This is a genomic window from Cypionkella sinensis (genome assembly GCF_042646385.1).
Lineage (GTDB): Bacteria > Pseudomonadota > Alphaproteobacteria > Rhodobacterales > Rhodobacteraceae > Cypionkella > Cypionkella sinensis.
Genome location: NZ_JBHRTO010000001.1, coordinates 2,947,477 through 2,960,986, shown reverse-complemented (window position 1 = coordinate 2,960,986; position 13,510 = coordinate 2,947,477). Strand labels below are relative to the sequence as shown.

The following is a 13,510-nucleotide window of genomic DNA, read 5'->3' as shown; positions in this document are numbered from 1 at the left end:
GCTTGCGGCGGCGGACGGCGGCGATAGACTTGCGGCATGACAACAGCACATGCCGTGACCACTGATCTGCCCTCGGAAGACGACACCGCCAATCTTGGCCGTTGGCTTGCCTCCAGGCTGGTTGCGGGCGATTGCCTGTTGCTGGAGGGTCCGATTGGCGCGGGGAAAAGCCATCTGGCACGCGCATTGATCCGCGAGCGGCTGGGGCGGATGGAGGATGTCCCCTCACCGACGTTCACCTTGGTGCAGACCTATATGGCGGATGTGGAAATCTGGCATGCCGACCTTTACCGGTTGTCGCACCCCGATGAGGTGGCCGAACTGGGGTTGGAGCAGGCCTTTGCGCAAGCGATTTGTCTGATCGAATGGCCAGAGCGCCTGGGGCATATGACGCCTGCGAATGCCATTTGGATAACATTGAAGGGCAAGAGCGATGGTCGCAGTGTGACGATGCATGCACCCAGCCACCCGGGGCTCTTGGCGGCTTTTGCCCAGGACTGGGCAGTATGATGGATCGCGGGGCTTTGTCTTCAGCTTTTCTTGCCAAGGCCGGCTGGGGAGAGGCGGATCGCCGTTTTTTGGCCGGTGATGCCTCGGATCGCAGTTACGATCGGTTGCACCTGAACGGTCAATCGGCTGTTTTGATGGATGCGCCACCCGGTAAGGGTGATGATCCGGCCACATTTCTGGCGATTGCGACGCATTTGTTGGGCCTCGGTTTGTCGGCACCGAAATGCTACGCACAAGATCTTGCGCAAGGGTTTTTGCTGCTCGAGGATTTGGGCGATCTTGTTTATGCAAAGGTCTTGAAGAGCGATCCATCGCGCGAAAACAGTCTCTATACGGCAGCCACGCAGGTTCTAGCGCATGTTCAGCGCCACCCTGCGCCCGCCAATCTGCCCAATCTGCAAGCGCAGGATTGGGCAGATGCCGCCAGCTTTGCGCTCGACTGGTATCGGTTCGCCATTACCGGGGATCGGGTCGATACAAGTGATTTTCGCGGCACAATCGCAGAGGCCCTGAGCCGAAACGCCGATGATTCTCGCGTGATGATCTTGCGTGACTATCACGCCGAAAATCTGCTTTGGTTGCCGGATCGCGCGGGTCTTGCGCGGGTTGGGCTGCTGGATTTCCAACTCGCACAAATGGGTCAACCCGGTTACGATCTTGTGTCATTGCTGCAGGATGCGCGCCGCGACGTTTCACGTGAAACAGAGATCGCAATGCAGCAGCTGTTCTGCGACGAGACCGGCTTGCATCACGCCCGATTTCAAGCGTCCTATGCGACATTGGGTGCGCAGCGCGCGTTGCGAATCTTGGGGATTTTCGCGCGTCTGTGCCTATACAGTGGCAAGCCCGGCTATATTTCATTGATCCCCCGCGTTTGGCAGCACCTGCAGCAAAACCTTGCCGCGCCACAGCTTGCGCCGCTTGCCCAAATCTGCGCCCGCTTGCTGCCCGAACCGACCCCCGAAGCTCTTGCTCGAATAGGTGCGCAATGCGGCCACTTCCCCTGATGCTGTTCGCCGCGGGCTTTGGCACCCGGATGGGTGCCCTGACGCAAAATCGCCCGAAGCCGTTGATCGAGGTTGGTGGCAAGCCGTTGATCGACCACGCGTTGGCGATGGCAAGATCGGCAGGCGTGGCAAAGATTGTGGTGAACCTGCATTACCTTGGCCCGCAGATCGCCGCGCATTTGCACGGCAGCGACATTCAACTCTCTTGGGAAACCGAACAGATTCTTGAGACCGGCGGCGGTTTGCGGGCGGCCTTGCCCCTGCTTGGCGTTGGTCCGGTGATGACCCTGAACACCGACGCGGTGTGGAGTGGACAGAACCCGCTGACGCAATTGTTGGCAGCTTGGGATCCTGCCAAAATGGATGCGCTGCTGCTGTTGCTTCCCTGCGACAAAGCGCTGGGTCACACAGGACACGGCGATTTCCTGCTTGATCCAGATGGCCGGATTTCTCGCGCAAATGGCGCAGATGCACCTGTCTACCTCGGCGCACAAATTCTGAAAACCGAGAGTCTTTCGGCAATATCAGAGCCTGTTTTCAGTCTGAATCGCCTTTGGGATATCTCCATCGCGAACAACCGTGCCTTTGGCCTGATCCACCAAGGCGGGTGGTGCGACGTGGGTCGCCCCGAAGGTATCGCGCTGGCGGAATCCCTGGATGTTTAGCGCCGAGACGCCCCGCATTTTCGCGCTTCCGCCCGGTGCCGATTTTCCGGCCGAACTGGTCGGCGGCCTGATAACGCGGATGGCCGACCAACCACCGCAGGCCATGGCGCGCGTCACGCTGTATCTGAACACTGCCCGCATGGCGCGCAGGGTGCGCGATCTCTTCGCCAGCCATGGCGCTGGTTTTCTGCCGCGCCTGCGGTTGCTCGGCGATCTGGCGCAGGACCCAAGCCTTGGTCTGCCGCCGCTGGTCTCGCCACTGCGGCGGCGGCTGCAAATGGCGGAGCTGATTGCAAAACTGCTCGACGCCCAGCCCGATCTTGCCCCGCGCGCGGCGCTTTATGATCTGGCTGACAGCCTTGCCAATCTTATGGATGAAATGCAGGGCGAGGGCGTTTCCACCGAAACCATCACCGCGCTCGACGTTTCAAGCCATTCCAAACATTGGGAAAGAACGCAAACCTTTTTGCGTATCGTCGCCCCATTGTTCAGCGATGCCACCGATGCCGAGGCACGCCAGCGGCTTGCTGTGCAACAATGCGCCCAGCGTTGGCAGGCAGCACCCCCCGATGACCCGATCTTGATCGCAGGCTCGACCGGCTCGCGCGGCACAACGGCCCTGTTGATGCAGGCCGTGGCGGCATTGCCTCAGGGTGCTGTGATCCTGCCCGGATTTGATTTCGACACACCCGGCAGCGTCTGGCAAGCGATGGATGATGCGCTGACGGCGGAAGACCACCCGCAGTATCGCTTCCGGCATCTGATGGATCTGTTGCAGATCAACCCCACAGAGATTAAGCCTTGGCGGGATACCGCCCCACCAGACCCTGACCGCAACCGATTGATTTCGCTGTCATTGCGACCCGCTCCCGTGACCGATCAATGGCTTGTCGAAGGCCCAGATCTGCCCGACCTCGCGGCAGCAACAGCCAATCTGACCCTGATCGAGGCCGCCTCCCCGCGTGCCGAGGCATTGGCCATTGCACTGGTGTTGCGTGAGGCTGCGGAAAACGGCGTCAAGGCTGCCCTGATCACGCCCGACCGCAATCTGACTCGCCAAGTCGCCGCCGCGCTGGATCGTTGGGCCATTCTGCCCGACGATTCCGCAGGTCGCCCGCTTGCCCTGTCGGCCCCTGGCCGCTTTTTGCGTCACACGGCCGCCCTGCTCGGACAACGCCTTACAGCAGATGCGCTGCTCACCATTCTGAAACATCCGCTGACCGCCTCGGGCACTACGCGCGGCCCGCATTTGCTGCTGACCCGCTATCTGGAAATGAAGCTGCGCAAGACTGGCCCTGCGTTTCCGACCGCGCCCGATCTGCTGGAATGGGCTGCCGCACGCTCGGATGATGCGCTGCCGTGGGCGCAGTTTCTCGCCACCACTCTGCAAAACCTCGACCAGATCCCGCATCAGCCTTTGGCCGATCATGTCGCCCAACATCGCGCCCTGTCCGAAGCGCTCGCACGCGGCCTTGATCCCGCGGGCAGCGGTGCGCTTTGGGAAAAGGCCGCCGGAATCGCGGCTTTGGAGCTGATGGAGACGCTTGCAGCCGAGGCGCCCTATGGTGGCAGTTTCTCTGCCGCCGAATATCACGATCTGTTCGAAGCACTGGTGAACAAGGGCGAGGTCCGCGAACCTGTGCAGGGTCATCCAAATATCATGATCTGGGGCACACTCGAAGCCCGCGTGCAGGGCGCTGACCTGGTCATTCTGGGCGGTCTGAACGACGGTATCTGGCCAAAACTGCCTGAGCCTGACCCGTGGCTGAACCGCGCGATGCGTAAAAAAGCGGCTCTGTTATTGCCTGAACGCCAGATTGGGCTGTCCGCGCATGATTACCAACAGGCCATCGCCGCACCACGCGTAATTGTCTCGCGCGCCACCCGCAACGCCGAGGCCGAAACCGTGCCCAGCCGCTGGCTGAACCGCCTGATGAACCTGATGGAAGGCTTGCCGCAGAAGAATGGCAAGCAGGCTCTGGGCCAGATGCGCGCACGCGGCAACCATTGGCTTGCCCTTGCGCGTGCGCTTGAACAGCCCATGCCGGAACAAACGGCAGATCCCCGCCTGCAACCCGCCAAACGCCCTGCCCCTCAGCCCCCGGTTGCCGCACGGCCTCCGAAACTATCGTTAACCAATATCGAACGGCTGATCCGCGACCCCTACGCCATCTACGCCCGCTACATTCTGCGTCTGAACCCGCTTGATCCGTTGCACCAAACCCCCGACGCTCGTGATCGCGGCATCATCGTGCATGAGGTGCTGGAGCGTTTCGTGAAAACGCGGCCCCCCAACGAAACCCGCGCCGAGGCCCGCATCCGCCTGCTTGACCTCGCCCGAATCGTTCTGGCCGAAGACACTCCCTTCCCGGCTGCCCGCGCGCTGTGGCTGGCAAAGCTTGATCGCGCCGCTGACCATTTCCTGACCCAAGATAGCAAGCATCAAGGCACCGCCCTCGCCCTTGAAACCCAAGGCGCGCTGAAACTCGACGGCCTCGACTTCACCCTGTTCGGCACCCCTGACCGGATTGATCGCCTGCCCGATGGCCGACTGCATCTGATTGACTACAAAACCGGAACCGCCCCGAAAGCCGCACAGCAAAAGCAATATGCCAAGCAACTTCTGCTCGCCGCCGTGATGGCAGATCGTGGCGGTTTCGCCGATCTCGGCCCGTCGGATGTCGCCAAAATCAGCTATATCGGCCTTGGCAGCGGTGAGGACGTTGTGGAGACCGACATCACCGATGCCATCTTGACCGAACATTGGGAGAAACTCCTCGCCCTGATCGCCCGCTATTTGCGGCGCAGCACCGGCTATACCGCCCGCCGTGCGCTGTTTGAAACCCGCCATGCCGGCGATTACGATCACCTGTCGCGCTTTGGCGAATGGGAGATGTCTGACCGCGCCGCCCCCGAAGCCGTGGGTGAACCAGAATGATGCGCAACGATGCCTCTGAACGGCAGGTTCAGGCCTCAAACCCCGCTGATACTGTCTGGCTGTCTGCCAACGCAGGCTCGGGCAAAACCCGCGTGTTGACGGACCGTGTGGCGCGCCTTCTGCTGCGCGGGGTCGAACCGCAGCATATCCTCTGCCTTACCTACACCAAGGCCGCCGCGACCGAGATGCAGAACCGCCTGTTCCGCCGCTTGGGCGAATGGGCGATGAAACCGGATGCCGATCTGCACCGCGCCCTCGCCGATCTGGGCGATGACACCCGCCACGCCCCCGGCGCTTTGGCCAAAGCGCGGCAGTTGTTCGCCCGTGCGATAGAGACTCCCGGCGGGTTGCGCATCCAGACCATCCACAGCTTTTGCGCCACCCTGCTGCGCCGTTTCCCGCTCGAGGCTGGCGTTTCCCCGCAATTCACCGAACTCGACGATCGCGCCGCCCGCCTACTGCGCGAGAATATCATCGAGGAAATGGCCGAGTTTCGCGCCCCCGATGTGATGGCCGAAGTTGCGCGCGCCTATACCGGCGAGGATTTCACCGCGCTGATGGAGCAAGTCGCGGCCAAGCGCGCAGGATTCACCAAACCGCTGACCGAAGCGCAGGCGCGCAATCTGTTCGGGGTACCCAGCACTGAATCCCCGCAGACCCTTCTTGCTGATCTGCTGCTGGGCTATGAGGCCGATCTGATCGCAAACATCCTCCCAGCGCTGCAAAATGGTGGCCCGACGGATAGCAAAACCGCTGCGAAGCTGGGCGCGCTTGATCTGGTCAACCCCGGCCTTGCCACCCTTGCCGCCCTTGAAGATGCCCTGCTGTTCGGCGGCACTGCCAAGGCGCCATATGGTGCGAAGATCGGCACCCTACCGACCAAGGCCACCCAAAAACTGATCGCCAGCCATCTGCCGCAACTAGACGCGCTGATGCTGCGAGTCGAAGCCGCCCGCCCGCGCCGCATCGCCCTGCAAGCCGCACAGAAAACCGCGATCCTGCACCGCTTTGCCAGCACATTCCTGCCGCTTTACGAAGCCGCCAAGGCTGCGCGCGGCTATCTCGATTTCGATGATCTGATCACCCGCGCCAAAGCCTTGCTGACCGATCCATCCGTCGCTGCTTGGGTGCTGTTCCGCCTTGATGGCGGCATCGACCATATCCTTGTGGACGAGGCTCAAGACACCAGCCCCGACCAATGGCGGGTGATTGAATTGCTTTCGGCAGAATTTACCGCGGGTCTTGGCACACGCGATGAGATACGGACGCTGTTCGTCGTTGGCGATAAAAAGCAATCGATCTATTCGTTTCAGGGCGCGGATGTGGCGGCCTTTGACGAAAAGCAAGCGGATTTCAAAGCCAGTTTCCTTGCCGCCCAACAGAACTTTGTGCCGCTGGAACTTGAATATTCCTTCCGCTCCTCCCCGGCGATTCTAGGTGTTGTCGATAACATTTTCGCCGACCGCTTCCCCAAGGCGATGGGCGCATCTGTCCACCACCTTGCCTTCAAATCCGATCTGCCGGGGCGTGTTGATCTATGGCCGCTGTTGGAAAAATCCGAAGACCCCAAGGACGAAAACTGGGAAGACCCGGTTGATCTGATTTCAGAAACCCATCACACCGCCCGTTTGGCCGAGAAAATCGCGGGCCACATTAAGGGGCTGATCGACTCAGGCACGCAAATCCCCACCGATGACGGCCCGCGCCCGCTGCACGCCGGCGATGTGTTGATCTTGGTGCAGCGCCGCTCGGCGCTGTTTTCCGAGATCATCCGGGCCTGCAAGAAAGCAGATCTGCCGATCGCCGGGGCCGACCGTCTGAAACTCGGCGCGGAACTCGCGGTCAAAGACCTCGCCGCGCTGCTGGCGTTTCTTGCCACCCCCGAGGATGATCTGTCGCTCGCCGCCCTGCTGCGCTCGCCGCTGTGTGGCTGGACCGAGGCCGAGCTTTACGCCCTTGCCCAACCGCGCCGGGGTTATCTTTGGGAGACGCTGCGCGACACGACCACGCACCCCGATACCCTCGCCATGCTGCACGATCTGCGCAACAACGCCGATTTCCTGCGCCCCTATGATCTGATCGAACGTGCCCTGACCCGCCACGATGGCCGCCGCCGCCTGCTGACACGGCTGGGGCCAGAGGCGGAGGATGGAATCGACGAATTCCTGTCGCAGGCGCTGGCATTTGAACGCAGCGAAATTCCCAGCCTGACCGGCTTTCTGATCTGGCTCGAAACGGACGATATTGAGGTCAAGCGCCAGATGGATAGCGAAGGCCACCGCATCCGGGTGATGACCGTGCATGGCGCAAAGGGGCTGGAGGCACCCTTGGTGATCCTGCCCGACACCTGCGATCGCAACCCACAAGACCGGGATGAGATTTACGCGCTGGCGGACGGCACCCCGGTGTGGAAAACGCCCGCCGATGAAAGCCCCGCCGCCATCGCAGCGACCCGCAATCTGCGCAAAGACCGGGCCGAGGAAGAAAGCCTGCGTCTGCTTTACGTCGCCCTGACCCGCGCCCGCACCTGGCTAATTGTCTGCGGCGCGGGCGAGGCGAAGAAAGAAGGTGCGTGGTATAGGTTGGTTCAGCAGGGAATGCAGGCAGCAGGCGCCGTTGCCATGCCCGACGGCGCATTGCGTCACAGCTTTGGCAATTGGCCCGACCCGCTGCCGAAACAGTCTCTAAACTGGCAGAAAACGCCCGATCTCCCACATTGGGCCACCGAAGCCGCCTTTACGCCCGAGCGCCCAGCACAGCCACTTTCGCCGTCCGATCTTGGTGGCGCAAAGGTGATGCCGGGTGAAGTTGACGGATCGGGCGAGGAAGCGGCCAAAGCGCGTGGCACTGCTCTGCATCTGTTGCTTGAACATTTGCCCAATGCCGAACCTGCCGCATGGCCGACCCTTGGCGCCGCATTAATCCCCGACAGCCTGCAACGCGCTGCGGTGTTGCCCGAGGCCGAGGCCGTGCTTGCTGCACTGCCGATGGTTTTTGCAGCCGAGGCCTTGGCCGAAGTCACCGTGACGGCCAGCCTGAATGGCCAAACGATGATCGGCACGATTGACCGACTGCTGATCGGCCCCGATCACATCCTTGCCGTCGATTTCAAATCCAACCACCGCACGCCAACCTCGCCCGCCGAGGTTCCCGAAGGCATCCTGCGCCAAATGGCCGCCTATGCCAGCGCGCTGGCGCAAATCTACCCAAGCCACCGGATTGAAACAGCAATTCTGTGGACGCGGACAGCCACACTCATGCCGCTGCCCCCCGATATTGTGAGGGCAGCTATGCAACGCGCCACTATCCCTTGACGCGGCACCCCACGGTGCCTAGGTTCAATGCCTGATATTTCCCCTCAGGAGTTCCCATCATGGGTGCCAATACTGTCGCCGTCACCGACGCAACTTTCGACGCCGAAGTTCGCAAATCGGACATCCCGGTCGTCGTGGATTTCTGGGCCGAATGGTGCGGCCCCTGCCGCCAGATCGGTCCGGCTTTGGAAGAGCTGGCCGCCGAATACGCGGGCAAGGTCAAGATCGTGAAGATCAACGTGGATGAAAACCCCGATAGCCCCGCCGCTTTGGGCGTGCGTGGCATCCCGTCGCTGTTCCTGTTCAAGAACGGCGAAGTGGTTTCGAACAAGGTCGGCGCGGCCCCGAAAGCAGCGCTGGCGAACTGGATCGCCACTGCGGTCTGAAGCTACTCAAGACCCGATGAAAGGCCCCCGGAAGGGGGCCTTTTTTCATAGCGGCCAGCCCAGCGTGCGCAGCCGATCTGCAACCCGCGCAAGGCTGTCATCGCCCACCTCGCACAAGGCCTGTTTCTTGAAGAACCAGAACAGATAATCGGCATAGGCCTGAGGCCGATGCACTGCCACGAATGCGCCCGCCACGCCCAACTGACCCACGGATGCAGCAACATGATGAAAGTCTATTCGCGCAAACAGCACTGCGGGCTTGTTTAGAAAAAACCCTTGCAAGGCGAGTGACGAGTTTTCTGTCACCACATAATCGCAGCCCGCAAGCCAAGCCATCGACCCTGTCACCAGCTCAAACCGCTCTATCCCGCGCAGCGCTGCCAATTCGGCCTCTGTATAGGTTTCACGCGGATGCAGCGTGGCTATGATGCGCCGCTGCGGGTCGGCATCCAGCGTTGCCTTGATCATCTCAACCGGCGAAGCCGCTTGAAAATGCCGTCTTTGCAACAGTTTACCTTGCAGCGGCATGAATATATAACCGCCTTGGCCTATCGTCTCGCCGCGAAACAGCCGCTCGGCCCAATAGCGCTGAAACCACGCTGGCCCCGGTTTGCCCGGAAAGGTCAGCCCGGCAACATCCCAATCCCAGCGGTCGTTGGTGGCCTCAATCCGGTAATACTTCTGCAAGTAGCAGCGGCGCAGGCTGAAACAGAACGGCCCCTCTACCGCGCGATTATAGACAAGGTGAAAGCCATCGCCCTCTATATCCGCGTGCTGACCCCGGTAGAACACCTGCCAACCGGCCGCCTTGACGGCCGTCACCACGGCGCCAAATATCCCTTGGCCTGTCTCGGCCAAGGCCCGCCTGTTGTCATCCAGATAAAACCACAGCACGCGCTTCATGGCTTAATCTTAGGCGTTTTTCCCCGGCCCCGCCAGCCAGCCGCTTGCACGTCTGAGCGCAGGCTTCCATATAAAGCCCAACAGAGGGAGACGATGATGGCCGAAGACAAATTCCCCGGTTGGCATGGCACCACCATTCTGGCCGTGCGGCGCGGGGGCGAAGTTGTTGTTGCCGGCGATGGTCAGGTTTCCTTGGGCAATACCGTGATCAAAGGCACCGCCCGCAAGGTGCGCAGGCTTTCGCCCGGCGGTCATGACGTTGTGGCAGGCTTTGCAGGCTCGACCGCAGATGCCTTTACCCTGTTGGAACGGCTGGAGAAAAAGCTGGAGGCCGCCCCCGGCCAGCTTGCGCGCGCCTGCGTTGATCTGGCGAAAGACTGGCGGATGGATAAGTATCTGCGCAACCTCGAAGCCATGCTGATCGTCACCGATGGCCGTGATCTTTACGTCATCACCGGCGCGGGTGACGTGCTAGAGCCTGAGCATGACGTGGCCGCGATTGGCTCGGGCGGCAATTTCGCCCTTGCGGCGGCGCGGGGGTTGATGACGACAGACCTGCCCGCCGAGGATATTGCCCGCCGTGCCATGGCGATTGCGGCCGAGATTTGTGTCTACACCAATGGCAATCTGACGGTGGAACGCATTGCGCGCTGATCTAAAACAAAGGGCCAGCCGCAAGGCTGGCCCGATGCCGTCAAAACCGCAACGCTTAAGACAGCGACACTTTGGCGATGTTGTCTTTGTAGGATTCCTTCGGATCAATTCCGAACAGCATCTTGATACCCGCGATCAGACTGGATCCGTCTTTCCAGATTTCGGCCTTGTCGGCATCCAGCCGCAGCAAGACCAATTTCGGATCGTCTTTGCCGCTATACCAAGCCGCCACGAAGGGGTTCCAGAGCCGATCAATCACCGCGCGATCCGTGGTGGTCGAAAGCTTGCCGTGAACGCTGGCGAACAGGTTGTGCCCCTTCGAGGCAAAGGTCGCGATGGCGCGGCTGCTGCTGCCCAGATTCTGAACGATATCGCTGTCGGTGCTGGTAAAGAACCAGATCGGTCCAGCGCCGTTTTCGATCTGCGCCGTCATCGGGCGGGTATGGCCTTCGTCCACTCCGGCAAGGCCCAGCATCATGGTGCGGTCCGAGTCCAAAGCTGCCCAAAAATCCGTTTCAAGTTCGTGGGATGCCGACATGGTAGTGTCTCCGAATTGTTTCTGCACAACCAACGTGTGGCCCGCCAGATGGTTCCGGCCCGGATCGCATCGGCCCTGCCACAGAGGAGATCAGCATGACCAACCTCACCCCCCGCGAGATCGTGTCCGAACTGGATCGGCACATCATTGGACAGCGCGAAGCCAAGCGGGCCGTCGCTGTGGCGCTGCGGAACCGCTGGCGTTGCCGCAACCTGCCCGATGACATTCGGGATGAGGTTTACCCGAAGAACATCCTGATGATCGGGCCGACCGGGGTCGGCAAGACTGAGATCGCGCGGCGTTTGGCCAAGCTGGCGAAAGCGCCGTTCCTGAAGGTTGAGGCCACAAAGTTCACCGAGGTGGGCTATGTCGGTCGCGATGTCGACAGCATTATCCGCGATCTGGTGGATGCTGCGATGATCGACACCCGCGCCCGGATGCGCGAGGATGTAGCCGCAAAAGCCCGTGCGGCCGCAGAAGAGCGCGTGATTGAGGCTTTGGCGGGCAAAGATGCCCGCGAGCAGACCCGCGAGATGTTTCGCGGCAAGCTGCGGCGCGGTGAGCTGGACTCGACAGTGATCGAGCTGGAGATCGCTGATCCCGCCCCCGCGATGCCGATGATGGGCGGGCAGGGCATGGAAATGCAGATGCAAGGTCTGCAAGACCTGTTCAAGGCCTTCGGGGGCCGCACCAGCCGCAAGAAAGTCACCGTTGCCGACAGCTATGATCTGCTGATCGGGCAAGAGGCGGATAAGCTGCTGGATGATGAGGCGGTGAAGGCGGCGGCTTTGGCCTCGGTCCAGAACAATGGCATCGTGTTTCTGGATGAAATCGACAAGATTTGCGCGCGGGCGGACGCGCGGGGCGCGGATGTGTCGCGTGAAGGTGTGCAGCGCGATTTGCTGCCGCTGATCGAGGGCACCACGGTTTCCACTAAATATGGTCCGGTGAAAACCGATCATATACTGTTCATCGCATCGGGGGCGTTTCACGTCGCCAAGCCATCGGATTTGCTGCCTGAACTTCAAGGCCGCTTGCCGATCCGGGTGGAACTCGCGCCGCTGACCGAGGGTGATTTCGTGCGCATCCTGACCGAGACCGACAATGCGCTGACCCGGCAATACGCGGCCTTGATGGGCACCGAGGATGTCGCGGTTTCCTTCACCCAGGATGGCATCGCCGCACTGGCGCGGATTGCGGCCGAGGTCAACAAATCCATCGAGAATATCGGGGCGCGCAGGCTTTATACGGTGATGGAGCGGGTGTTCGAGGAACTGTCCTTCACCGCGCCAGATCGTTCGGGAGAGGAAGTGGTGGTCAACGCCGCTTTCGTCGAGTTCAATCTTGGTGCATTGGCTCGCTCGGCCGATATTTCACGCTATGTCTTGTAAGTGGCAGGTGACAACCGATCTGCAACATAACGTCACTTGACCCTTGGCTTGAAACGCCTGAATTTGCCAAAAAAAGGCGTGCCATGACCAGATTTCTGTTGATCCTTTCGTTGACCCTGACACTGGCCTGCTCTCCACGTGGAGAGATCACACTTGACCCACAGGCCGTATCGGTGGGGCAGGTGCAAAAGATCTTCATCGGCACCACGCGCAAGCAGAACCCAGACGGGGCGTTTGGGACCTATCGGTCAGAGCAGATCAGGTTCGCGCGGTATGATGTGTCGGTGCCGCCGGATCGCAAACTGGGCGAAATCAACTGGCCGCCGCGGCACGGCAAGGCGAACCCTGCCAAGCATTTTCTGACCACCGATGAGATTGTCTATCAAGACGATGTGCTGTTCCGCAAAGACCTGAAATCGCAGCTACGCTCCACAGGCGGTGAGGCGGTGATTTTTGTGCATGGCTACAACAACAATTTCTCGGAAGGCGTCTACCGGGTTGCGCAGTTTGCCCATGATCTGAAACTGCCGGGGGCGGTGGTGCATTATGCCTGGCCGTCGGCAGCGGAGCCTTTGGGTTATGCTTATGACCGCGATTCTGCGTTGTTTGCGCGGGATGGCCTGGAAAGCCTGATGCATGAGGTGGCGGCGGCTGGGGCGAAACGGATCTTGATCGTGGCGCATTCGATGGGTGCGGGGCTGACGATGGAGGCGCTGCGGCAGACGGCGATCCGGGGCGACAAGAAAACGCTGGGGCTGATTGGTGGCGTGATCTTTATTTCGCCGGATATTGACGTGGACGTGTTCAGAAGAAGCGCGCATTCGATGGGGGCGCTGCCGCAGCCGTTTGTGATCTTTGGATCGGACCGCGACAAGTACCTGCGACTGTCAGCGCTGTTGACCGGGCAGGACGAGAGGTTGGGGTCGCTTTCGGATGTGTCGCGGGTGGCGGATCTGAAGGTGACGTTCATGGATGTGGGCGCGTTTTCGAAAGGGTCGGGGCACTTCGTGGTCGGCGATTCGGCGGCGTTGATCGCGCTGTTGGACCGGTTGGGCGACGTTTCCAACGCGTTTGAGGCGGATCGGCGGGCGCGGGTTGGTCTGCTGCCGGGGGTGGTTTTGTCGGTGCAGAATGCGACCCAGATCGTGCTGCGGCCGGTGGCGACGGTGGCTTCGGATTTGACCCGCTAGGGGTGGTCCCAACT

At 61.1% G+C, this 13,510-nt stretch carries 11 protein-coding genes; 9 read left to right on the top strand and 2 right to left on the bottom strand.

Annotated features, from left to right (window positions below; translation table 11 throughout):
• Window positions 1–36 precede the first annotated feature (36 nt).
• From tsaE to trxA, 6 genes are read left to right on the top strand one after another with little or no spacing between them, the layout of a single operon-like run.
• Window positions 37–510 (top strand): tRNA (adenosine(37)-N6)-threonylcarbamoyltransferase complex ATPase subunit type 1 TsaE, encoded by a 474-nt coding sequence (gene tsaE, locus ACFOGH_RS14640; protein ID WP_380073820.1) that lies wholly within the window; start codon window positions 37–39, stop codon window positions 508–510.
• The gene (locus tag ACFOGH_RS14635) at window positions 507–1,517 is read left to right on the top strand and encodes an aminoglycoside phosphotransferase family protein (RefSeq protein WP_380073819.1); all 1,011 of its coding nucleotides are present in this window, start codon (window positions 507–509) and stop codon (window positions 1,515–1,517) included. The genes tsaE and ACFOGH_RS14635 overlap by 4 nt, the downstream gene beginning before the upstream one ends.
• Window positions 1,499–2,182 carry a nucleotidyltransferase family protein gene (locus ACFOGH_RS14630; protein ID WP_380073818.1) on the top strand — a complete coding sequence of 228 codons (684 nt, stop codon included), beginning with the start codon at window positions 1,499–1,501 and terminating at the stop codon, window positions 2,180–2,182. Before ACFOGH_RS14635 ends, ACFOGH_RS14630 begins: the two co-directional genes overlap by 19 nt.
• Entirely contained in the window at window positions 2,175–5,120 is a 2,946-nt protein-coding gene (gene addB, locus ACFOGH_RS14625; RefSeq protein ID WP_380073817.1) for a double-strand break repair protein AddB, read from the top strand. The genes ACFOGH_RS14630 and addB overlap by 8 nt, the downstream gene beginning before the upstream one ends.
• Complete coding sequence (addA, locus tag ACFOGH_RS14620) at window positions 5,117–8,434, top strand: double-strand break repair helicase AddA (RefSeq protein ID WP_380073816.1); 3,318 nt, start codon at window positions 5,117–5,119, stop codon at window positions 8,432–8,434. The genes addB and addA overlap by 4 nt, the downstream gene beginning before the upstream one ends.
• A 59-nt stretch (window positions 8,435–8,493) precedes the next feature.
• On the top strand, window positions 8,494–8,820 hold the full coding sequence (gene trxA, locus ACFOGH_RS14615) for a thioredoxin (protein ID WP_380073815.1): 327 nt from the start codon (window positions 8,494–8,496) through the stop codon (window positions 8,818–8,820).
• Window positions 8,821–8,865: 45 nt separating this feature from the next.
• On the opposite strand, the gene ACFOGH_RS14610 is transcribed toward trxA, so the two are convergent.
• Window positions 8,866–9,723, bottom strand: a complete 858-nt coding sequence (locus ACFOGH_RS14610; RefSeq protein WP_380073814.1) for a hypothetical protein — start codon at window positions 9,721–9,723, stop codon at window positions 8,866–8,868.
• 96 nt (window positions 9,724–9,819) lie between these two features.
• Here ACFOGH_RS14610 and hslV point away from each other — a divergent pair, with 96 nt between their 5' ends.
• Window positions 9,820–10,377 (top strand): ATP-dependent protease subunit HslV, encoded by a 558-nt coding sequence (hslV, locus tag ACFOGH_RS14605; RefSeq protein ID WP_380073813.1) that lies wholly within the window; start codon window positions 9,820–9,822, stop codon window positions 10,375–10,377.
• 55 nt (window positions 10,378–10,432) lie between these two features.
• Here the strand turns inward: hslV and ACFOGH_RS14600 are convergent, their stop codons facing one another.
• A complete protein-coding gene (locus ACFOGH_RS14600; RefSeq protein ID WP_380073812.1) occupies window positions 10,433–10,915 on the bottom strand; it encodes a pyridoxamine 5'-phosphate oxidase family protein in 483 nt (160 codons plus the stop codon).
• Window positions 10,916–11,010: 95 nt separating this feature from the next.
• Between ACFOGH_RS14600 and hslU the strand changes: the two genes are divergently transcribed.
• A complete protein-coding gene (gene hslU, locus ACFOGH_RS14595; RefSeq protein WP_380073811.1) occupies window positions 11,011–12,306 on the top strand; it encodes an ATP-dependent protease ATPase subunit HslU in 1,296 nt (431 codons plus the stop codon).
• 83 nt (window positions 12,307–12,389) lie between these two features.
• Window positions 12,390–13,496 carry an alpha/beta hydrolase gene (locus ACFOGH_RS14590; RefSeq protein ID WP_380073810.1) on the top strand — a complete coding sequence of 369 codons (1,107 nt, stop codon included), beginning with the start codon at window positions 12,390–12,392 and terminating at the stop codon, window positions 13,494–13,496.
• Window positions 13,497–13,510 lie beyond the last annotated feature (14 nt).